Annotated in this window: 19 protein-coding genes; 6 read left to right on the top strand and 13 right to left on the bottom strand. The window is 52.8% G+C overall.

Annotated elements, in window-relative coordinates:
* The first annotated feature begins 41 nt into the window (after positions 1-41).
* Genes KO116_RS21645 through KO116_RS21630 form a run of 4 tightly spaced genes read left to right on the top strand, consistent with a single transcriptional unit; the run spans position 42 to position 6,209 of the window.
* Complete coding sequence (locus tag KO116_RS21645; RefSeq protein ID WP_144408645.1) at positions 42-497, top strand: metal-dependent hydrolase; 456 nt, start codon at positions 42-44, stop codon at positions 495-497.
* A complete protein-coding gene (gene traF, locus KO116_RS21640; protein WP_035561824.1) occupies positions 494-1,516 on the top strand; it encodes a conjugal transfer protein TraF in 1,023 nt (340 codons plus the stop codon). The genes KO116_RS21645 and traF overlap by 4 nt, the downstream gene beginning before the upstream one ends.
* Complete coding sequence (locus tag KO116_RS21635; RefSeq protein ID WP_035561827.1) at positions 1,516-3,075, top strand: conjugal transfer protein TraH; 1,560 nt, start codon at positions 1,516-1,518, stop codon at positions 3,073-3,075. The genes traF and KO116_RS21635 overlap by 1 nt, the downstream gene beginning before the upstream one ends.
* Positions 3,075-6,209, top strand: a complete 3,135-nt coding sequence (locus tag KO116_RS21630; RefSeq protein WP_035561830.1) for a conjugal transfer protein TraG N-terminal domain-containing protein — start codon at positions 3,075-3,077, stop codon at positions 6,207-6,209. Before KO116_RS21635 ends, KO116_RS21630 begins: the two co-directional genes overlap by 1 nt.
* Positions 6,210-6,249: 40 nt before the next feature.
* Here KO116_RS21630 and KO116_RS21625 read toward each other — a convergent pair whose 3' ends face one another.
* The 10 genes from KO116_RS21625 to KO116_RS21575 all read right to left on the bottom strand — a co-directional run bounded on the left by KO116_RS21625 (position 6,250) and on the right by KO116_RS21575 (position 16,409).
* Positions 6,250-6,594: a hypothetical protein gene (locus KO116_RS21625; protein ID WP_035561835.1), complete on the bottom strand. Its 345-nt coding sequence runs from the start codon at positions 6,592-6,594 to the stop codon at positions 6,250-6,252.
* Between the two features lie 83 nt (positions 6,595-6,677).
* The gene (locus tag KO116_RS21620; protein ID WP_035561838.1) at positions 6,678-6,929 is read right to left on the bottom strand and encodes a hypothetical protein; all 252 of its coding nucleotides are present in this window, start codon (positions 6,927-6,929) and stop codon (positions 6,678-6,680) included.
* A 9-nt stretch (positions 6,930-6,938) separates the two neighbouring features.
* Positions 6,939-8,609 (bottom strand): type IV secretory system conjugative DNA transfer family protein, encoded by a 1,671-nt coding sequence (locus tag KO116_RS21615; RefSeq protein WP_035561842.1) that lies wholly within the window; start codon positions 8,607-8,609, stop codon positions 6,939-6,941.
* The gene (locus KO116_RS21610) at positions 8,606-9,019 is read right to left on the bottom strand and encodes a hypothetical protein (protein ID WP_035561844.1); all 414 of its coding nucleotides are present in this window, start codon (positions 9,017-9,019) and stop codon (positions 8,606-8,608) included. The genes KO116_RS21615 and KO116_RS21610 overlap by 4 nt, the downstream gene beginning before the upstream one ends.
* Positions 9,020-9,596: 577 nt before the next feature.
* Positions 9,597-11,684, bottom strand: a complete 2,088-nt coding sequence (locus tag KO116_RS21600; RefSeq protein WP_158414226.1) for a conjugal transfer protein TraN — start codon at positions 11,682-11,684, stop codon at positions 9,597-9,599.
* Between the two features lie 135 nt (positions 11,685-11,819).
* The gene (locus KO116_RS21595) at positions 11,820-13,187 is read right to left on the bottom strand and encodes a hypothetical protein (protein ID WP_035561851.1); all 1,368 of its coding nucleotides are present in this window, start codon (positions 13,185-13,187) and stop codon (positions 11,820-11,822) included.
* A 1-nt stretch (position 13,188) separates the two neighbouring features.
* On the bottom strand, positions 13,189-14,166 hold the full coding sequence (locus tag KO116_RS24245; protein WP_052703831.1) for a type-F conjugative transfer system pilin assembly protein TrbC: 978 nt from the start codon (positions 14,164-14,166) through the stop codon (positions 13,189-13,191).
* Positions 14,151-15,020 carry a TraU family protein gene (locus tag KO116_RS21585; protein WP_232774892.1) on the bottom strand — a complete coding sequence of 290 codons (870 nt, stop codon included), beginning with the start codon at positions 15,018-15,020 and terminating at the stop codon, positions 14,151-14,153. The genes KO116_RS24245 and KO116_RS21585 overlap by 16 nt, the downstream gene beginning before the upstream one ends.
* A 134-nt stretch (positions 15,021-15,154) precedes the next feature.
* Positions 15,155-15,856: a hypothetical protein gene (locus KO116_RS21580; protein ID WP_035561858.1), complete on the bottom strand. Its 702-nt coding sequence runs from the start codon at positions 15,854-15,856 to the stop codon at positions 15,155-15,157.
* Positions 15,834-16,409: a helix-turn-helix domain-containing protein gene (locus KO116_RS21575; RefSeq protein ID WP_035561861.1), complete on the bottom strand. Its 576-nt coding sequence runs from the start codon at positions 16,407-16,409 to the stop codon at positions 15,834-15,836. The genes KO116_RS21580 and KO116_RS21575 overlap by 23 nt, the downstream gene beginning before the upstream one ends.
* Here KO116_RS21575 and KO116_RS21570 point away from each other — a divergent pair.
* Positions 16,408-16,950 carry a hypothetical protein gene (locus tag KO116_RS21570; RefSeq protein WP_035561865.1) on the top strand — a complete coding sequence of 181 codons (543 nt, stop codon included), beginning with the start codon at positions 16,408-16,410 and terminating at the stop codon, positions 16,948-16,950. The two genes, KO116_RS21575 and KO116_RS21570, sit on opposite strands and share 2 nt — an antisense overlap.
* Before the next feature lie 5 nt (positions 16,951-16,955).
* Here KO116_RS21570 and KO116_RS21565 read toward each other — a convergent pair whose 3' ends face one another.
* Entirely contained in the window at positions 16,956-17,288 is a 333-nt protein-coding gene (locus tag KO116_RS21565; protein ID WP_035561868.1) for a DUF2274 domain-containing protein, read from the bottom strand.
* A gap of 142 nt (positions 17,289-17,430) precedes the next feature.
* Here KO116_RS21565 and KO116_RS21560 point away from each other — a divergent pair, with 142 nt between their 5' ends.
* Entirely contained in the window at positions 17,431-18,048 is a 618-nt protein-coding gene (locus KO116_RS21560) for a helix-turn-helix domain-containing protein (protein WP_035561871.1), read from the top strand.
* 1,215 nt (positions 18,049-19,263) lie between these two features.
* On the opposite strand, the gene KO116_RS21555 is transcribed toward KO116_RS21560, so the two are convergent.
* Positions 19,264-19,800 carry a hypothetical protein gene (locus KO116_RS21555; protein WP_035561874.1) on the bottom strand — a complete coding sequence of 179 codons (537 nt, stop codon included), beginning with the start codon at positions 19,798-19,800 and terminating at the stop codon, positions 19,264-19,266.
* A gap of 195 nt (positions 19,801-19,995) precedes the next feature.
* Positions 19,996-22,350, bottom strand: coding sequence for a DNA topoisomerase (locus KO116_RS21550; RefSeq protein ID WP_035561877.1), 2,355 nt, complete (start codon positions 22,348-22,350; stop codon positions 19,996-19,998).
* Positions 22,351-22,731 lie beyond the last annotated feature (381 nt).

Below are 22,731 nucleotides of genomic sequence, written 5' to 3'. Positions count from 1 at the left end.
GGGGCTTTTTCGCGTGCATGACACAGGTATTTGGAGGCAGCTTGACCGGGAACGCTCATCGATTATTCGGCCTGGCGCTTGGCGCATCGGCTGGTGCGATTATGACCCCCCTTTATGGCGGGATGTCTGCGCTGGCGTTGGCGGCGATGGCGCTGCCTGGATCAACGGCACCTGACTGGCTGGAGATCCGCATTGGTCCAGCCACGCTCATACCCCATAGGACTGTGACCCACTGGTTGCTCCCTTGGCTAGGGCTGGCAGTGGCATCGGCCGTTTGGCTACCTGATGCGCCATTGCTTGCCGCCCTTCTCTTTGGTTTCTCGGTTGGTGGGCTCTCTCACGTCATTGGAGATGCTGGCACCCCTTTGGGAGTGCCTGTGTGGCACCCCGCTAAACGCCATTCTATGCAGCTCTGGGGTGGCGGTACCTCGGAATTTTGGCCCGTGCTGTTCGCCTGGGTCATCGCCGCGTTTTTGATACGGAGCCTTGTGCTATGAAACACCTGACCGCCGGCCCATTGTCGACGACAAAGTTGCTGCTAATGCTGGCGCTGATAACAACGCTGAATTCGACCGCCATGGCCCAGCCCAGCGAGGATCGGGGGCAAGCCTGCCTTGATAGCAATAATCCTCGCGAGTGCGGTTGGTTCTGGGGACACCTAAATGAGGAGGAGGACGAGGAGGAACCTGAAGAACCCCCAGTCGAGGTACCGATGATCAAGGCGCCAGAAGAGGAGCTGGATTGTACCGACCCAGATCAGTGGGAGCCCTCGTGCGGTTTTGTCGACCCCGAGGGTAGTTTTGAATTTCAGGCCAAGCAACGCGACATGCTGCTGAACCAATCGGTGATGAACCCCAACAATCCAGAAACGGTCGAGGCCTTTCAGCGATACATGCGATGGGCCGTCGACCAAGCCATCACAATGTCGAGGATGTGGGAGTGGAATCAGATCCAAAACCAGGACCTCAACCCCCTCGTACATAGCCCCGTCTCCTCCTTTGGGCTTCGTGCAGCGTCACGAGCACGCGATGGCAAGCGCAACGCGGTCATGGAAGAGATAGATGACCAGAATGGGTTTCTCGTCTGGTTTACCCGGTCTAGCTGCCAATTCTGCCATGACATGCAACCAGTTATGAAGCAGCTCGAACGACGTACTGGGCTCACCATTTACAACGCTCCACTTGATGGGGGGTGCATGCCAGAGTTCTCGAACAGCTGCGATACCACAGGACGCTCAGTAGAGGCTGCTGGCCACCTTGCCGTCGAAGCGGTACCGGACCTCTGGCTTTACCTGCCACAGGATGATCTTTGGTTCCGCGTCTCCAGTGGTGTTGAAGCAGCGCAGCGGATTACCTCGAGGATTGAGGTCTTCTTTGGTGCTATCCAACGAGCAGCAGAAAAGGGCCTCGAGGCGGTTGGTGATGGCACGAGCCCTCCCGTTGATTTCAGCGTCCCCGACATGCTGGAACGGTCATCCGGCGGCCTCGGCGCCGGCATTCCCCAAGGAGTTGAGTAATGTTCTCCAGAAACAAATTGGTAACCATGGTGGCAACAGCAGTGATCAGCGGAATGTCGATAACGGCCACCACAAGCCAGGCTGAAGCCAGCGCACTCGAAAATGCGTTTGACCGGCTATCCAGTGCCGGAGGCGGCTTCAGTAGCTCAAACAGCGCAGCGTCGTTTGAGACCAGGACACGGCATGGATACACGGCCGGGGGGTTGACCATGCGGTTTTCTCAGAACCGCTACTCGCTAGTCAACATGGACCCGCCGCGGCTAGACGTAGGCTGCAATGGCATCGACGCGCATTTTGGTGGCTTCTCCTATATCGACAGTGAGCAGATCCAGCAGATGTTGGAGCAAATCGCCCAAGGGGTTGTAGCCCTCTCCTTCCAGCTCGCGCTCAAACAGCTCTGCCCTATTTGTGGGGATGTGCTTGAGTTCGCACAACGCATGGCGCAGGCGGCGGCGAAACTATCCCAGGACAGCTGTGAGGCTGCTACCGCACTGGTTGAGGGGTTCCCTGACTACTCCGGCGAATTAGGCAATCTCTGGTGTAGTTCGGTAGGGATGTTTGAGGGCGTGGAAAGTGACTGGCTGGCAGCCCAGCAGGACACTTGTGATAGCAAATCGGATTCGGGCCGCGAAGTGCGAGACCACCTCAGCAATAATCCCGGGGATCGCGCACTGGCCTTAGAGCTTGATGGCAACCGCACATGGCTAGGCCTTCAAGAAGCAGGTATTGCCCCTGGGCGAGATGGCAGCAACAACATGGGGGCAGAGAACAAGATATTTGCCGAGCTATTGATGAGTTGGATTGGTACTGAGGTTCGCAACAAAGGGGGTAGTGGCGACTCGAACACCTTTGCGCCAACCATCGAAACTGCCGATGCGATGCTGGACATATTCTTGTGCGGAAGTGATAAAGCCTCGCCGACCGTCATTGAATACGCTGACTTCGTGAACAGCTTTTGCGAGGACAAGGTATGGTCAGGCGCCTCAGGCCAGGCCACCGAGATTTATACTTGTAGCAACAGTGATCTGAGAGACTGTTGGAACCCGAACAAAGCAAAGGTTGAGGATATATCACTTGGCCACGGCTTTTTGACCACGGTGATTATGGAATTGGAAGGTGCGGTTAAGAACGTTGCCAGTGGCACCCCGCTGACCGCTTCTCAAAAGGCCCTTATTGCAGCAGCGCCCTTCCCGCTCTATCAAGCGGTTAATGTTGCAGCGACCTACCCGGACCTTGCCTACGACCTAGTAGTTGGTAACTCGACCATTCTGTCTTACATGATCTCCATTGAGTACATTCGCCATGCTGTCCAGGCAACGGCTAAGACATCGATGACATCATCCGTGCCGGGTGAGATCTTGCGCGAATTCCGCGAGGCCCAAAATGAGCTAGTTGTCATGACCTCCCAGAAGGCTCAGCAAATTAACCTTATGGCTGAGACTCAGGAAAACATAATGAGCCAGGTTGACAAGATCAACCGCGCCACGTTGCGAAATCTTCATGCCATGGGGCTATCCGGCATGGATTTCGCTCGTGATATGGCTCGGGAGGTGGACTGATGAAATGGCTTGTTCCTGCCCTTGTAGCTATTGGATTGGTCGCTGTTCCGGGGCTAGCAATCGCAGAGACCATGACGCCTGCAGGTGGTGACACTTGGACATTTTATGGCTATGGCAACGGTTATGCGCTGGCGCAAATACTGGAGGCGATTAAACGCCTGACTGACCCTGACTCAAACCCTGGGTTCAGGAACTTGGCGCTGTTCTTGGCGATGGCCGGCTTCCTTACGATGTGCTTTACGGGAATCCTGGGTGGAAGTCTGCAAAAGGTGGCCATGTATTTTGCCGGCATGATTCTTACTGTCTACATGCTGTTCTCTTTGAAGGTCGATATTCTTATTGAAGACATGGTGTGGGATGGCGTTGGGTCGCCCCAATTCATTCAAAGAATTGAAGGCGTACCGGCAGCCATTGGTCTTCCTGCTGTTGTCATCTCAGAGATAGGGATGTGGGCTACAAACGGCATTGAAACTAACTTCACGACGCCAAACTTCGAGAATCTACGTATTTCAGAGGGGGCTCCCGTTGGCATGGCGGCAAGCATGCTGAATGACATGAAAAAGATTCGCCTGACTGATCCGTACCTGCGATCAAGCATTCAAAGTTTCATGAATGACTGTGCGTTGCCGAATATTTTTAGCGGCAAAATATCCCCGGTGACGCTAATTACCTCACAAAATGCATGGGGGGTTTTAGGCAATAACCTGAACCGGGCAGTTTATACCGTCGTTTATGACTCGACCGATCCAAATGGTGGCATGCAGGCTTGCGATGAGGCCTACGCGAGCATTGACAACCGTTTGCAGACTGCAGCTCCCACGCTATTGAACGGCATGAGGGAAGCTTCCCCGTTCTGGCTTCAGCAGGCAGCAGGTTCAACAGCGCTGGCACAAGCCGCTCTGGATGATTCGTTTCGCTGGGCCTCAGGGGGAAGTGCCGTTCAGGACGCCACAGGGCTTGCCACACAAGCCGCAATCGCAGAAATGTACTCAGGCACCTATGAATACGCAGCAATGGCCACAGGCTCCAACGAGCTGATCTCAGCCTTGAATATGGAACAGGCTCGACGTGCCCAGCAATCTGGATGGTATAGCACAGCTATTCTCTTCCGGGATATGGCGGGCTATTTCTTCGCGATCCTTCAGGCATTCGTGATTGGGCTGGCGCCGATTGTGTTTGCTGCGGTGTTGGTCCCCGGCTTAGGCAAGAAGATGGGCACCTCGTATGCCCAGGTGATGACCTGGCTCATTCTATGGTGGCCAGGGCTCGCTATCGTGAACTACATCATGATGCTCTATTTCCAGGGGCAGACAGCGGGATACCTCGCTGATGGTCTCACCATGGCCAATATGAGCGCAGTCAGCGAGATGTCGGACAAGATGGTGATGGCATCAGGTTTTATGTCCACCTTAGTTCCCGCCATCATGTGGGGGCTAGTATCTGGCAGCGGTTACGCCTTCACCTCTGTCTTGGACAGGGCATCTGGTAGCCAACAAGCGGCGACAGCCGCGAACAACATGTCTACAGGTGCAGCTTCGGCTGGCCAGGTAAGTATGAACAACGCGAACATGAATGCTCACCAAACCTCTCACCGTTATAGCTCTGGGGAAGAAGTATCGGCCCACCATGTAGGGGTTGGAGCTTCTACTGTGACCAGTATGAGCGGCCAAGATATGAACGTGGGCTTACGCCCAGCTGACTTTAGAGCGAACTATTCGGCTTCGCAATCATACTCAGAGGCTACACAGCGCACTCAAGAAGCCAAGGAGTCGTTCTCACAGCAGTCTCAAAGTATGATGACCGATTCCCTTCGAGGTGCTACTCAATACGCCCAAGACAATGGCTATATGCAAGACGGTTCGATTGATTGGTCTCGAATGAGTCAAGACACCCAAGGTCAGAGGTATATGAGTGAATTGGGTGCAACCCGTCAAGTGATGGATCAAACAGGTCTTTCTGAGCGCGAAATAAACGATATGACCATGCACGCAGCAGGTAAGGTGGCAGCTGAAGCAGGTGTTAAAGGCGAGCTTGGGCTTAGCCTTAGCAGTGGCATAAGTGGTTATTACCGAGGCTCGGCGGCTGTTGAGGCCGGAGTGCGTAGGTCCCAGTCGGATCAAGATGCGCGCGAAGAAACCACCAGTGTTGCGCAGGCAGATACTGGAAAGCTCGTTTTTGGTGAAGACGGCACGCTAAGTGTTACAGGACAAGATGGTAGTCGTTACTCCCAGAAGTTTACCGAAGGGGAATCACGTCAGGTTCTTGAAAGCCGTGCCGGTGAAGACCGAGCATCAATGCTCTACGCGGCTTCAAATGATTACCAAGAGGCCGTGCAGGTTCAGCAACGAGCAAGTGAGGAATACACAACTAGCCGTTCAGGCTCGCTTCCTACAGCTGCAAATCCTCACGCTGTAGCTGGCATACAAAGTGATTTTGATGTTGTCCGGAGTAAAGTAGAAGGACAAATGAGTGAAGATGTAAAAGACATTTCCGGCCGAGGGGCCCTTGTCATGGGGACAGTAGGGGCCAACACCGCCGATGTTAATGAAAGGGCAAGTCATGCAGATGCCACTACATCGCCTATTGGTGCTATTGGTGTCAGCGGGCTATCTGTTGATTCGCCTACGCAATTGAATGATATACAAGCCAATGCCCAGGCTCCTGTTGTTCGTCCTGATAGTTACCATGTTATAGACACAGGTGAGAGCTTTACTGTTGCTGATCGCAGGGATCTAGCGGCAGCTGATGCCAGCAACGCTGACGCCATGATCACGGGTGGCGATAGAACGAATATTCAAGTCGGCAATGATATGTTCGTACCCGCGCTTTACACCCAAGATGAGAGTGGTCATGGGCAAGCAATCTATGCAGTCGAGCGAGAAGACGGGCATGCATATTACCAATATGGTGGCGATGGCACTTTTGAGCCGGTTGATGTCGAAGCCCCGCCTAGTCAGTCTCAGATTGACTCCCAGGCCAGAAATGGACCCACCTTGAACGCAACTGAAGCAACGATAACAAGGATACAGGTCCGTTCAGGGGGTTCTTCATCAGATTCATCAAGCAATGAATCGATCCCTTCCCCTGCCCAAGGCGAGGAAATTGATCCTCGGGAATTTATGCTGTCTCGATAAGAGGAGCCATATAGGCAAAGCCCCTGCCAAGGCAGGGGGGTTATGTGTTTCGGATGAGCTGCTTGTAGCGTTTCAGCATAGCTTGTTGTGCTAGGAACAAAGCGATGAAACCCGCCCAGATAAACGGGACAAATTTGCTCAGCCCACTGTTTGAAGTGTACGCGGTGAAGAATAGTAGAAACGCAAATATCACTGCATTAACCGCATAGATAAAGATAACGTTCTGCCTGGCTCTCCACTTAAAAGCCCTGACTACATCTTCTTCATTAGCACCGATCAGTTGGTGCAGCTCATTTGCGACGAAAGAGCCCTGGGATGGCTGAGCGGCATGTTGCCGTGCTGCGATCGCACGTTGGCGGCGAGCTTTGCGATTCTTGTTAGCCATTTCGACCTCCGAACGATCGACGCAATCACCTTGCTATTATCTGATAATACCATACGACGATTTCAAATTACAATAAGAAGCGGCTATTTTCTCATCTTTTCTGCTGGGTCAAAGTATGAGCGCTTATGACATAAGTGGGTAACAAGGTCGATATGGGCATGAATTATCGTCTTGGCAAGCCAAAGAATATACCCACCGGCAAACTTCAATACCTCTATGGTTCCCTTGGATAAAATATCCATGAGCGGTCTAAAGACTTCCTTTACTCCCGGAAGAATTCCTAAGAGCAACATAGCGAAGATGGCGATTGTTGCCCAAAATAACACTGTAATCATAACTACCCCCTAAACAGTTGCTGTAAGAAACTCGTTTAGTCGTTCCTCGAAGTTAAGCGCCTGTTTGTCGGCAGGCATCTTCATCTTGCGTTTTATTACCTTAAATGAAGGAATGTGTTTGGGGTAGTTGATCATTGGCGTTCTCAAATGATACATGCGAGCGCCCATCATCATGACCGCTTGCCCCATATCCATGGCTCTCAATTGATCCGGTGTTACCCTGAACTCCTCAACTTCGTGCCAGCTTTCACCCATGCCGCCGCCATCGGACATGCTGGATTGTGGGGTGGTTCTCAAATACTGCGCACTCTCTCCCTGGTTAGCCGAGACTGAGACAGTACGTTGAAAACGCTTGGTTTTACCTAGTATTTCTGCGGCCTCTTCAGGGCTGTCTTTCGCACCGAACTTGAAGAATATTTTGTTCCATGTGTTCTGTATCACGATGTCTGCAAAGTCTGGCGAGACTCGATTAAGCTGGCTGAAGGACTGGAAGGCTGGAATCAGTGCGATATTGGCCGATCGCGCCTGCTCGAAGAGACGCCCTACCCCTTCCATTACGTAAGCACCCATTTCATCCAGAAGTGCGATGAAATGCTCTGGCCTTTCGCCCTTGGGTAAATCCTGAATGTAGGCAACAGCAGAGCGAATGTCCGAGACGATCATTTTCCCTAGGTTGAGGGCTGCGGTGTCCTTTCCCATCGTCGGAAGCGAGACATAAAGCATGTGGCCCTTACGAATAATCTCGGTAAGCACGATTTCCGGGGCATAAACGTTGAAGACCTTTCCAAACTTACCCTGGGCGAACAGTGCAATCCGGCCTGCCATCCCGCCCAGCGTTTGCTTCATGCGGTTGAGGTCGATTTTTATCCCTTCCTTGGTACGGGTACGGAACTGATCGAGGAAGATCGATAGCGCCCTCTTCTCAGGCCCTTGAGGAGTCATTCTCTCCAAGTTTTCAAGGGCTCTATCGGACTGCAATAGAATTGATAGATCGCCGAAGTGATATAACTGACCGGAGGCTTGCAGAGCGGCAATGATGACAGTGAGTGCATGATTGGCGGATTGCCTGTAGTGATCGGCGCCTGGATTGTTCTCCGCAGAAGGAATGAGGTTCATCAGCCGCGATGCCACCTCATCAGGATCGCCGTGGAGAACAGGGTTATAGGTATTGGCGTTATCGGGGTCTGACACGTCGATAATGTAGAGTTCATCTTCGCGGCCTGTCACCTTGGCCATGTACGCTAGGTGATCCCGAGTGTCCCGATCAATTTTGGCGTCAATGAATAGCCATCCGCGCCCACGCGCAGTTTGCTGCCAGAGGATATATTCACCAAGAGTAGTCTTACCCACACCAGACTGACCCACGATCGCAGTGTGTCGCTGCCCGAGGATGTCGGGCATGTTGATTCGAGTATTTTTGTCGGTGGTCAGGCCGATATGTAAGGAAGGCCCCTTATCATCTACTGGCTCGTCTGAAGGCAGCACGAAGCCCTCTCGGGAATCCTCGTCGTACTGGCGCAGCTTGGCCATAGCCTGGCTCCATGTGAGCTGCGCCATCCCCAGCGAACCCAGGACGCCAGCAGGCCATGCTGGGAAGGTGCCGACAGCCCAAGGTGTAGCGGCCGCAACGCCGGCTGCAATGGCGGTAAGTGCCAGCGCATCCATTCTGCCGGCTATCATGGGCAATCCTCCAGCGTCACGCTATCAGCACGGAACATCCCGGCTGCCCATGCAGAGGGGGCGATGTAGCTACGGCTGTCGGGCAGCGGTGCCTGATGGCAGCGAATCATCAAAGATGAGCTGTCGTCCAGAGGATGAAGGCTTATGAGGTGTCCTGGGTAGGACGCGAAGACTAGAACTCCGATATAGCCTTGGGGCAAATCTTCTGGTGGATTGCCTCCAAGGTTCAGCGACCAGGCATTGAGCCAATCTAGCTGGCTGGTCACCATAAGCGACTTGCTAAGTAGCGCGCCAGCATCATGACCGCCGTAAAGCTGATGCGCGGGTTCATTGGCGCCTTCCTGAGCATTGGCAAACAAAGGCATGGTTGTTGCCACCATGATCAGCGCAGCCTTGAAAAGAGTTTGCATTATTTGTTGTTCCTATCAAAGAAGCCACTGGGCAAACGATCCCTGCCACCAGCCCCACTAACGCTCGGTAGCATGTTGTTGGGTAGCGATCTTCCTCCTGGAACAAGCGAGTCAAGAAAGGAATGCCACATGCTATATTGAAATTGCTCGGTATATGCATTGCCTGAAGTAGTCACGAACGTAATCCTGCCGGTATAGACAATACTTCCATGAGGTGTAATGGCACCCTCCTTATTGCGGTGGCCATACGTATGGTAGGCGGGTGTGCCAGGGGGCACTGTGGTCGGACTTGAGCCGTCACCCCAGTCGACAACTGCTTTTTCAACTCTTCTAACGTTCTGTCCACCGTTCTCAAAGGACGTATAAGTGAGCGATACATCTAGCTGGGTTTCTAGGCCTACATACCCATTATTGGGCGTGAACATGAAAGGCCTCTGCCCCGCGTTCTGCACAACTTCCTCTGAACCGGCTGCACCCGATGCCAGCGCTTCAGCTTGGGCAGTGATTCGGTCTACTGGGCTCCCGAAGGAGCCAGTAGATGCCAATACCATCACCACACAAGTAGCTTGAATTAAAGCTATCTTGCCCATGTCTGGTTGAACTCCGATTGTGCTTTTTCCGACAACGTTTCCACGTACTCCGAGAAATCCATATCGCCGAGATCAAGTGCAAGGAACTCGTCAATAGTGAACCCGGTGCAGTCTGGCTTGTACTGACGATCGTAAGTTGTGGAGGCCTTTGTCACACAGCTACCCAAAACCTTTAGCATGCACGGCTCGTATTTCTTTTCTGAGTAGGTGTACCAAGGCTTAGCTGTAAGATTGACTTCAATTGAAGCTCTAAACTCACATTCCTCAACGGAACATCCACCAGTGAGAGTCACTGGTGGACTGTTGCTGACATAGTTATTCAAATTAGTAATGTCATTTTGGATGTTGACTTCATTCCACGCCGCATTGTCATAGCATTCATATGATGAACCGATACACATGCGCAGCCCTCTGGAAGGGGATTCTGAACCTAGAGGGTTTGTATATGCCTCGAAGTGAACATTGTTATGCGCCCAAGAAAACTCGCCCCAGCCATCATTAGGAAAATTGATTGGCCACTTCATATCTAAGGGAATGCGCATCTGACCACCAGCGCCAGCTTTCCAAGCGTGAACTTTGTATTCACAGCTGCCATCTTCAAAACACCCACCTTCTACAACCGAATATCGGTTGATCGCACGGGTGTGATGATCCTCTGCTGCTAAGCGATGGGTTTCCCAGCCTGGGCTAAAGCCATAAACAGGGTGATCAGGCGGTGCCCCGCATGACGTTTCAGAGCAGACCGCTGCATAAATGTCTGGGCTTGAAGGGCAATCGTATCCAGATAACATCGAATTGGTAAAGCCTTCATCGGTAGAGCATTCCTCTTTCCACTGCCAGAACCGCACTCGATTGCTGTTGGCATTTAGCTCGTTCGACCATCCTCCGGCAGAATTGTAAAAAGGAAACTCAATGCGCTTGGTAACAGCTCCACCTGCGTTTTGCGAAGCCAACTCGGCAAGCTGTTCTCGACCCTGTTCTTGAATTATTCTGGCAAGCATCGAGTCAAACTCGCACCAGCGTTGGTATCTATCCACCTGAGTTTGGGTGTTCGCAATCGACCATGGCCTTGTCCAATGTGCGCATATTTGCTTCGCGTAGGACATGTCACCTTTCGCAGGCGCGTTGTAAATATAATTTGCGAACGTGCATAGCGTATTATTGGTGGGAACAAAGCCGGGTGTAACTTGGACGGCTCGTTTCGCCATGCGAGCAGCAGCAAGCTCTACATCTTCGAGGTCACAGTAGTCAGCACCGATTCCTGTAGCCATAGAGATAAATGAGCTGGTCAAAACGACATCTTCTGGGTCTTCCTGACAGCATTGCATGTGCTCAATAGCATTTAGAATGTCTGCCGAAGCAGTGCCAGCCAAGACAGCTCCAAGCGGTCCTCCAAAATACGTTGCCAAAACGGTTGATACGGTTGCGTTAAATTCCATCATGCGGCGGAAATCGCTTGTAATCGCTTTGCACTCGCGCTCCATGCCAGAAAAGATCCGCATGTTTTCATCTAACCCACCCTCGGCAGCGATCATGTCCATGACACCTGCCGCTGCAATAGCGTCTGAGAAGGCGCCTTCATCATCGCTAACTTCAGGCATAATTTCGTAGGAACTAGGATCGCATTTCCCATCTTCGCGACATGTATATGTCTGTTCCTGCCGAACGCATAAACCGTCTTGCTTTCTGGTGCAGTCGTAGCTCGTTATGTTGCAGTTCGGGTCGTTATTGCAACGTGGTGTCTCGCCGATGTAACAGCGCTTAGTTACTTTCTGGCCGACAATATTTCCAGAAGCATCTTTTATATCTGTCCTGCTTATATCTGGGCCACAGCCATACGAAGTGTCGGCACTACATGTAGACTCGCTCTTTTGCCATTCTTCGATCCAACTGTCAGGAAGAATGCGTGAATATTGCGAATAGGTCGCTGGATATGTTTCTCCAAACGTGTTTACCAACTTCCAGTCATCATCGTTCTGTAGTGCTTCGAGATTGCAAGTGTGGCTATATGGATCGCCGTAACATCTATAAGTAACGGCATATTCCCAGCACTCTCGTCTGACTGTTTTACCCATTATCGTTCTGGGGGCAGAATCAATACATGTCTCTCCGACCTTGTAGCACTCTTGGTAGTCGCTTAAAGCCCCAAAGGTAACCTGGGGTATTATTAGGTAGATTAATAAAGCTACTAAATGAATATATTTCATAGTTTATAACTCAGGCCGTCTGCTTTCTAAACCAGTACATTCATCGATCACTCTATCTGTGAATTCGATTCTCATTGGTATAGGGAAGCTATTTGAACCTGCATAGCTTATGTTCTTGCAAGGGTTTTCAAAGTAAGCTGTGACATTGCAGGTAGTGCCATTACAGTTCTGCTCGTAAGCTACTCGAAAACATTTACTACCGCTAAAGTCCTCTATAACAGTTGTTTTAGGTACAGTAGTGTTCAAGCCGCCACTGACAACATTTGAGTGAGGGCCTGTATGACGTGAACCATCTGACTTCTTTACCGTGTCATAGACAACTCGGTAGCCTTGGTCTTGGCAGTAAAAGTTATATCTGAGGTAATCGACGCAGCTAGGGCAGGGGTCGCTCGTTATAGTTAAAAGGTGATCGCCATTATTACATGTCGGTATTTTTATTCCCGTCACCTCAAGTTTTCTAGCGCAGCTAAACTCTGCGGAGTCTCTTCTTACCTCACACTCCCGAGATTCAGGCTCACAAGTAACGAGTCTTGTTGGTATATCGACCACGCAGGAATCGGTTGTGATTTTATCCGGCTTGCATTCTCCACCAGCATTGATGTCAAGAAAATCAATTGTCCTTGGGTCGTTGGGGTCACATGAAACTGGAATATCACCTTCACTGAAAAGTTGGTTTATTTGATTGCCGAGACACTTTGAACGATCATCAGCAAAGTTGCTGCCACGTTCAAAAGTAGGGTTGTCGCGAACATCACTAATTGTATTTGACGGGTGATTGGGATCTTGATTGACTCTATCATTCCCTTTCTGACGCATATCGTTGCCGCCCCATGCATCCCCGTGAAGTTGGTGCATAGTCATGGTGCAAGACGATGAAGAACATTCAGCCTCGACTCGATATGCTCCGTACAGGTTGCCTCCGCTGAAGGCGGCTTCTCCCCCGGTCGGTATTTCTCTTGTGACCGTGTAGCGGTCCTCGCTACACCGTATCCCCTGAGTTAGTGCGTCACATACGGACACACTGATCCGCTCAAGCTCACCATTGTCGCTTTGTTCACACTCTTCGACCAAAACTCGAATGCCGCCTGCAGTGAGGCGAGCCCCGTCGCGGCATCTAAAGTTCCGCTGCTGTTTCTGTTTAACTTGAAGCCCCACCTCCCCTCCAAGCTCGCCAGAGGTTTTTGTATCCTCAAGACCCAGGCTCGATGTAGCTGAACGGAAGGCATTGTTTGGGTTGAAATCTCGAGCCCAGGCTCCCCCAGCATTCATTCCCGCTTGGTTAGGGGTGGCCATTGCCACGTCGCTCAAGGGCGCGAGGGCCGCAAAAGCGGCCCCCATGGCAAACAGTTTTAAGCAAGAGCCCTTCGGCATGTCACTCCTCCCAGAGATGATCAATATTCTGTCCCGCGGGACCAACGGCCGGCCCCATTGGCGTGTCGTAAACTTCGCGATCAGTGCCTTGATAGCGCTCACGGAGTCGTTGTGCGTTGCGCTCAGCTAGCTCGTCGCTCATCGACTCCCACTGTGCTGACGCAACGCCTCCCTGCTCAGGAGCGCTTTCGGCGCCCTCGCCCTTGAGCGCATTGATGTAGACCTCGGCATTGCCGGCACCGCCTTTGTTGAATTGCTCTAAGGCATATAGGGCAGTTACTGACCCTTCAGCCTTCCAGTAATTGTCTGGGTTGCCCTTAGGGCATCCCTGGTACTCGAGCTGCTGACCATCGATTTCGCCTATTTGGCGCTTGGCGGTCTGACACACGCCCATGGGATCTTCCTTGGCAAGGACAATCGTGGGCACGGTCTCGATCTCGTAGGTATCGAACAGTCGCGGGTCGATCTGGATCGGTGCTGTCATGCCTCCCGGACGTAGCACCTTCAGCAAGCGCTCCATGGTGAAGTCACGGAGCGTCATACCCGGCTCCACTCCGCGCAGAACCAGCTCGCCTCCTGCTCTGGCTGCATCAAGTGCATAGCCACGAATCAAGCTTTCGGGCATTGAAAATGAGATGAAGAAATACAGTCGATCCTGTTCACCTAGGTCTAACGAATCCCTCAGTGCTTGCCATTCAGCGGCCATTTCAGGGTCTGCGATCCCCCCGGTCTGACCTTGGGCCCGGACGTTTCCTAGCATCTCAGAGCCGGCTGCTTGGCCAGATGTTGATCCGCTTGTGTCCGCCCCCATCGCCTCCAGGATTGCCTCAGGGCTCTTCTGGCCATCGAATAGGTCAGTAAGCGCCTGTGACCCTTGAAGAGCAGAGAAAGCGTCTTGGGCGGCTTCTACGGTTGTTTGTTGGCTTAACGCAGATGTGCTGAATAGCGTCAAAGTAATAGCGGTCAGAGTGCGCAGCATTGCTTACCTACCCAGATCAAGAATGCGGAATCAGTACGAACAGCGGTGTTGGCGGGAGGCAGCATCCCCCAGCGGAACTCGGACATTCCAAGAACAGCAGTTTGGTTGCTGGCAACAGGGGCCACCGGGTCAATACGGTATTGGCTGCGAATCATGTTCGGCAGGTAAACGGATTGGCATTCAGCCCAAGGGCCGGTCGTTGATAACAGGCCCGCCATGCGTGTCTTACGCTGCATGTACTTGCCAAGGATGTGGAGATTCCCACCTTGGGGGGAGCTGTGAGTGGTGCTTGAACCAGTGAGGGGATACACGACGCCCTGAGAACCCTGACACCAGAACATCATGTCTAGGGGGCGACCCGCTGCAGAAGCTACGGCGTCAGGGATGCACGAGAGAGCACCAACTGGATTGGCGAAGAGAGCTGACTCTGGAAATGCAATGGATGTCCAAGTGTCATCCTGCCAAGTGGCGTCGACCTCAGTGAGGTCTGCAAGGTTAAACCCGGAGGTATTCATGCACCCCAGCGAACTCATCATGTTGAGTACACTGAACAGAGGGTAGATATACCAGTGGATTTGCATCCTGGTAACGCTGCTATCTCCACGTCCCGAGCCATACGTTTGGTTAGAAGTCAGGGAGTCGTATCCGGTTAGTACCTGCGTGCCACCGAGAGTCGACATACAGCCAGGTGTTCGCGCCACTTCAGCGAGGAACGTTGGTTCCCAGAACGTCATGCCGATACCTGGCATGTCGATGCCATAGGGCCCAGGACACAAACAGATTGGGTCCATGTGCATAAGGGAAGGATTAGACCCACCCCCCATGGAAATTCCAGCTACCGTTACCGGAAACATGTTGTTCCAGTTCGGGTCGTTGATGGGATTGAAAATCTCTCCCCGACATGCGGCAGAGCCCGATAACGGGGATGCACTATAGGCGCTCCCCGTTGTGAGAGCTGCAACAGTCAGAACAGAGAGTAGTAACCTCTTCATGGCAGGTGTTCCTCGAGGGTGGTGACATCGTAGGGATAGGCGAAATGGGTCACTTCGATTACGTCAGGATGACTGTCCCGAACGCCAGCTAAAGAGGGGGTATGCGTAATGCCCAGCCGATCGAAATGCCATTCCTCTGCGAAGTACACGGCTTGGCCAAGATCAGACGCCAAACTGCCTGGATCTCCTGCTGTGACGATTACTGTTAGGTTGGCTGGGTGGCGGGCCTTTAACGTCATGGCCAGTTCACGCTGATCATCGGCTCGAAGATCAACAACGAGGAGCCAGTTCTCTGGCTGTATGTGCTTGAGGGGGTTGACCTTGGTGCCGGCCTCATAGATGACTCCCCACTGGTATGTACCATCGGGTTGCCGCTTCAAGGCTTCGATGTCTTCACCTAGCGTATAGGACGGATCTACGAAGTGAGTTTCGGTATGCTCGGCTATCGGGACGAACCAATCGGGGATGTCTCTCGTATGATTTTGAGCTTGCCCTGCTAGGTGCTCATTAACGGAGTCCCAGTCGACACCATGCGCCTCTGCCACGATCGCCAGCCGCATGTCGGGCTCTACGATTTCCCAAGTCGGGCCAAGTACACCTAGGTCCTGATCAGAGGCAAGTGCGGTAGTGGATAAAGCAGCTCCTAAGAGTGCTACCGATAACGCGGCAATTTTACTATACTGTACTACGGTTTCCATGTTTAAGACGTTCCAATCTGCGGTATACGCTGCGCTCGGTCATGTTCGCTGCGGCTGCGATCTCAGCGGGCGAAAGGCCTTCGCAGTGAAGGGCCAACAAGTTTTCATGAGACAGCTCAGTTCGAGCTGAGCGTTTGGGTAGGTCGATGAGGTGCGCTGAAGCCATCGAAGTGGTCTCAACGAAAGCCTCAGGGTCAATGTCGATTTCGTCGTTGAACTCTTCAGTGAAACCAGGGATCTGTTCAGCCATCAGATCAAACTGCTCAGCCCTGGGTTCGCTATCAGCCTGACCGGCTTTATGAACGGTCACTGGTAGGATGGTATGGCGGCGCCATGTGCTGACCGCGAGGAAAGCCGCCTCACCAGCATATTTCATGATCGCATCATGGGAATACGAAGGGTCATATTCCTTAGAAAACCAGGCAACGTATATTTCCTGCTTCATGTCCTCCTGCCATTGCCTGGGGATATGCAAACGGGCTGCCGTCCAACCAACAAGTCGCTGCATTTCAGAAGGCGGGTGACTTGCCAAATATTCATAGAGGTTAGTCATGCGTGACGCACTCCTGAACGACCTGATCAACACGCTCGAGAGGCATGGCTGCGAAATCAAGATCAGCATTCCGACAACCCGTGGGCGTGCTGAACGCAGCAAGACCGACAGTGACTTGGCTCGACATATTGCTACTCTGCGAGACGATTACGGCATGACTCTGGCCAAGATCGCAGAGCACCTGACGGGGAAACTTGGATGCTCTATTTCCGTGGCATCCATTCATACCTGGACAGGGGGAGCGGTCCCTCGAAAGGTCGGATATGACAAAGTGCTCAATGCTCTTAATGAAATAATGTCCGAGCACGTCGCTATCGAAGGCGGTGCTTGGGTCGATTCCAAAGAGATCAAAGCTACTGTAGAGCGCTGGATGGAAGTAATGACCCCACGCCAGATAGCCGTGGCTGCTGACGAGGCTGTTACCTCTGTGCGCAGTTGGGCTACAGGCAATCACCGTGTTCTGCGTACCAAGTGGAGACGTGTTGTTCCCCAGGTAGAACAGATGTGTGAGATCATCCAAGCGCAGCATATCGAGACCTAGTACCCTTATGCCTGGTGCTGCTCACGCTGATGGCTTTGTGCCTCAGCGTGAGATTCGGTTTCAGCTTCACCAGCTGAGGGGCTAGTTCCTGTGCCTCGTTCCTGTTGTTTTGCTTCCAGTTTTTTCTTTCGTTCCTCCTCTCTCAAGAACCGCTTGAATTCACGGTCTCTATCCATGACATTCGTGAGCATTAGGTCCACGAGATCGTTATTTGCAACTTTCTCGCCGAATGTCTGCTGATAAAGTTCTTTGTACAGTTCAAGGCGGCCAAGCGTTGACTCCGGCAACTGCAGCGGAAAGTGTTTTTTGGGATCGTGTTCAATACGGCCGATGAGCATTGCTTACTCCTGGGTTAAGATGTAGCGATGCAATCTTGCCGCTGAGCGTGCGGCGCTGGATAGGCAATAAGTATTAGAATTTGTTATCCGGTATAGTTCTATTTGACTAGATGACATACTGACGTCATATGGGGAGAAAAACTTGGATCAGGGAAAAAATGATAAAGACCTACAGAAGGTCATCGACGCAGGAATCCGTAAAGGGGGTTCAGGCCCTAAGGATGGCCAGAGGGGAAAGCCCAAAGGGCCAAGAACTGACTACCTGCAAATAGAGCCGGAAACGCCTGGCTATAAGTTGGTTCAGGTTATCTTCGAGAAAGCTGTTGGCGAAGGGCTGGCTTCCACAGACCTAGCCGACCACCTTGGCATTGCGCCGAGCACTCTAAGCCACTTGAAAACTGGACGTAGGCTTGCCAGTAGCCTGGGCCGGGATGTGATTGAAAAGTTTGCAGAGTTTCTGAACTATCCGGTGCTTGCGGTTTTGATCCTGGCCGAGCAGGTACATCTGTCTGACTTTTACTCGCCCCGAAATGATCTGGATCGCGCCATTGATCGGGCACTCCAGTTTATGGCTGACGATCCAGAGTGGGGAGGGATGATGCCCAAGGACCTTGAAGGCGCCTCAACGCATATGAAGTTATGGAGTGTGTGGATGTATGAACGCGCTACAAAGACCCGCCTTATTACGGGTGGGGTAGATTACCTGGACCTGCTCAAGAGCATGGATGAATTCAGGGGGGAATATCCCAGTCAGGAATAGGGTCTTCCCTTTCCAAGAAAATGATGCAGTTGCCGTGGCAGTGGTGAGCGTAGCTTTGAAACCGCGGTGACTAGGCATGCCTTAGGCCAGGGACAGGGAACATCCCCCGAACTACCCTGATTTGATTATAAGTCCGTGAATCGTTCGAGTTATACGGCGCGGTCGCTCCGGCTATCTTCGCCCATCTCAATAAAAGATAGTTTACGAGCATCTCTGGAATTGCATATAAACGACTAATTTTAGGCGGTATTCTGTGTTAGCGCGTATCTATTTTAGAAGGTTTTTCTACAACTTTTTGAATGGTTTTATGTGCGGCCTGGTGTGCTTTCTTGTTGTGTTCACCGTTGCGGTTATTCGTTGAGTCAACGAGAGCACATGAGCCGCTACGCGGCTGAATAAGAGCCAGGCCACGACACGCCTAGATTTGCTATAGTTAAAGCCGGAAAAACGCCCCAAGTCACTTCGTTTTGTTAGAGCAAGCAGGACTGCTGTGGGAGAGCAAGCGATCTTTCTTCTGCTGTCCACGAAAAGCACATGGGCCGCTTCGCGGCCTATCACGAGGCAAGCCTCGAAACGCCTAATATTTGCGATTTCTAATTCCTTAAACCGCCCCGATTCAACTTCGTTCTAGCCCGCTATTGTCTCCTCATGCTCACGCATCGAAGGCGCCAGCATAGAGCGCGGTGGCATGGCCTTCCCACACCCCGACAAGGACGTTTTCACCGTTGCTGCTCACGCATCGAAGGCGCCAGCATAGAGCGCGGTGGCGTGGCCTTCCCACACCCCGACAAGGACGTTTTCACCGTTGTTGCTCACGCACCGAAGGCGCCAGCTTGGTCAGCAATGGCGCGCTTGGGATCTCATATATAAGGGAATACATATTGTATTAGGAGGTGCTTTCATGGAGGTTGATTCCCGTATGGGGTATTACCTCTCCCCCACCCTCTCATACCTACCAGCGCGGTCATTTAGTAACTGTCATCCATCCCCCGTACAAGGATACCCAAAGGGTGGTTGCCCATGGGTATAGCTCTCCGTAGGAAGGAGTAACGCGCATAGCGAGTACACATATAATGGGTGAGATGCATCATGGTGCGTTCACCATTACGGTGAACATCTAAGCCCGCTTGAGGCCAGTTCAGCGTCTCAAAAACGGCTTGTAGAGTGACACTCCCAGCCATAGAGGAATCAGTTGGTGCGCAAAAAAAAGAGCGTCTAGCTGTCCTCTTTGCCGCCATGTTGGCCTAGCTCTGGTCGATAGTGACGTGCAGTACCAATGGCCTTATTGATGCGCTTCAAATGGTCGATGAAGCGTGCCCTACGTTCGATCAGCACGAGAGCTTCTGCTATCAGTTCCCGTGCCTCTTGAGGTACAGATTTCGCTCTTGCTGCTACCCCTGGTCGCTGTATTCTCACAGCATGCCAGGTTGATGGAGAATGCCGGCTATGCTGTTGTCGGTTGACCCATTTACGCCATACCGGGTGAGGGCAACCGAGGCATCCATAACCACACCGACTAACATCTAAAAGTACCGCACCATGGGTGCGTGGTTGGGCTTCTCTGATGCGTTCAACGATGTCCAGTAGTTGCCTTGTGTACTCCCCCATAATTGCATCTATATCTGCCGTCAGTGCGCCGACCATTAGCTCGGCCTCGTGAGCTAGTACCTCTCTATCAACTGTACGGCGTGAGCGACGTTGATTAGTGCTTTCAACCAGTAGTTCATCGTCGTCTTGGTGGGCTTCATGCATAACGGTTCCTATCGTCTCCTATCAATCTTAAAGGATATTTTCTGTGTGCTTTAAAGGTGGTGAGCGGGTACGTCTGGCAGGTGTTAAATTGAACGCCTTCCTTGGCGAGGGATTGTCTTGTTCGGTAGCTTTTGATGTGATCGTACTTGTGCCCTTGCCCCGCCCAAGGGGTGCCCGGCCTACCTCTCGGCGCGGCTAGCGTGGGTGCTCGTTTAGGAACACGCGGCACTCTTGTATTGAGGTGCGGGCAGCCTCGGGTAGCGTTACTTTGTAGCGCTTCGCTGCAGACTCAGCAGCAGCTATCATTCTCGCGGTCGGTGCCTGGATCTGCATGTACTTGTCGATGAATGTTTTACACTCCCTGAAGGAGGTCAGCTCTCCATTCAATGTCACCTCATTCTCATCCGCTAAGCGCATCGCCAAGGCCTTCATCTTGTCAGTGGGTGGCGGTGTTTGCTGCATTACTTCGTCCAGAAATGAGCGACACAGCTCGAAGCTCTTTTCGATGCCTTCTGGTAGCGTGAGACTGCGAGCTGCAGCTAGCTTTCGTGCAGCAGAAACCATGTTCTCTGTGGGGCCATTGGCCGTTGCCAAAACAGCCTCGGGTGCATTGCCCATGATGTCGATTGCCTCTTTGATACGGGTGGTGATGAAGTCGCGTTGAGCGGTTATAAAAGTGTCACGGGCATGCTTTGCCGCTGTGTCGTTGGGTGCATTCTGGATCGCATCGAGCTGGCGCTCCCAGGCGGCTGTCACACGCACATCGGAGAGTTCGGAGGGGGTGTTATCGATGAATGCGCGGCCTCGCGGGGTGGAGACAATAAGCAGCTGTTTGCCCTTACGCTTGGTGGTTATGTATTCACGATCAAACAACGTCTGCAAAACGGTATCCCGAGTGGCTGGAGTGCCTATCCCTTCAGCTTTTCGGAGTGCTTCTGCATCTTCACCATCGACGTGCCGGCCTGCATTGAGCATTGCGCTCAGTAAGTCGTGCAGCGTGAAGTGTTTGGGCGGCTCTGTGCGTGCCTCATGAAGCCTTACTGCCTCGACGGGAGTGTTAGCGCCGGTCACCAGTGGCGGCAGGTCTTTCTGCTCTTTGTGGGCCTCGAAAGCAGTCATCCAGCCGGGGTCAATGATGCGTTTGAAGGTGCCAGCAAACAGCGCTGGCTGTCGCTCAATCACGTCCTCAACATCTATGCTGGCGCGGACACTCAGGGACTCGACGGTAGCGGCTGGTAGGAGGGCCTGGATGAATTGTTTTGCGCAGGCCAGGTAAACCTTTTGCTCGGCCTCAGTGCGTTCTGACAGGTTCGGTGTCTTGCGCGTTGGGATGATCCCGTGGTGGTTCATGGGCTTGTCGGTAAAACAGCGTGGACGTGGCGCCTCGGCACCCTCCATGCAATGTCGGCGTCCAGCTTGCCGAGCTGGCGTCATGAGCGTGTCATCAGCCTTTGCTGCGCCTCCCAAAATGGCCAACAGATCGGTCCGGTTATAGAGGCTTGCGGGCAATTCTCCATGCTCTGTTCGGGGGTAGGTCAGGTAACCATCGCTTCGCATTGAATCGGCTGCTTTCAGCGTCTGTGTGGCCGTGAGGCCGTACTTTTTTGACATGTCTCGCTGAAGCGCTGTGAGGCTGTATGGCAGCGGTGGATGTTTGGCTGTTTGCTTTGTCTCGGCCTCCAGAATGGCGGCGTTATCGACGGTCTCTAAGCGCTTGGTGAAGGCCAACATGGCAGCCCTGTCCAGGAACATTGGCTTGCCGTCATCCTGCAGTTGGATGCTGCTGGCGCCAGCTATTGGGGTGGCTGGAGAATAGGTCAGCTCGCCCCCGCCCAGGGTAATCTTTGCCTGGTAGTGATCGACGGGAATAAAGGCTTCGATTGCGCGATCGAGGGTAACAACAAGCCCAAGGGTGGCGGACTGTACGCGGCCGGCCGACACGAGCCCTGCCTTGCCCTTGCCTTTGGCTAAATCGCTACCCATAAGGCCCATGCGTGCGGTTGCCGTGTATGCACGGACAAGGTACTGCCAGAAGCCATCCGCGTTGGCGCGGGCCTGCTGAGCCCGCCAGAAAGATATGGTTTCTCCGGCGTTCCTGAGGCGCTTGGCCGCGGCCTGAACATCGGCCGCTTCCATAGAGCCGGTCAGCCACATCCGCTTCACCGAACCGCGGTACTTAGCGTATTGCAGGATCTCGTACCCGATGGCTTCGCCTTCGCGGTCTGGATCGGTGGCCAACCATACTTCTGTTGCTTGAGAGAGTTCTTTTTTAAGGTTTCCCAGGTATTTCTTACCGCGGTCGGTAGGCGTCTGAGGAAAGGCGGTAGGTAGGGGCAGAAGACTGCGGGGATCGCGCCAATTGGCCTCTGGGCTCACCTCGGAAGGCTCAACAGGCGCCAGCAAATGCCCAGCGGCCCAAACTAAGGTAAGTGTGATGCCATTCCAGGTGCCGGTGTAGGCGTTGCCGCTGCGCGTAAGACCTAAAGCAGGGGCTATTTTGTCGGCCTGGTCGGAGTGTTTCTCACACAGAATGAGTGCTCGTGATGTCATCCTGAAGGTCGTCCTTCGGTAGAGGAAAGTAAGCGGAATAAGCACCGCTCAGAAGCAAACCGACAATACGATGTCTTTCATCTCTAAAGTGTATTGCATTATTAAAAAGTGTCGTCTAGTATAGCAACACATAGGCATCGGAAGCAGCTTAACAACCCTCTGCCGAACGAATTAAGCGGATTGCGCCCGCTATCTCCTCTCTCCCCTGACACGGCTTCGGGGATGCGCATTAGCCGTCTGGTCGTCTCGGTAACGGGGCTACCGGAGAGCCCTCTGAGTTAGCCCTGATCCGGCTTCTCTCTCACTCTCAACTCAGAGGGCTCCCCAGTAGCAGATCCAGAGTTTGTAGTCGGGCGCGGCCCGGGCGTGCTGACAATCCAC

It is taken from the genome of Halomonas sp. KO116, from assembly GCF_000734975.2.
GTDB classification, from domain to species: Bacteria; Pseudomonadota; Gammaproteobacteria; order Pseudomonadales; family Halomonadaceae; genus Vreelandella; species Vreelandella glaciei.
This window is presented reverse-complemented; position numbering and strand designations above follow the sequence as displayed.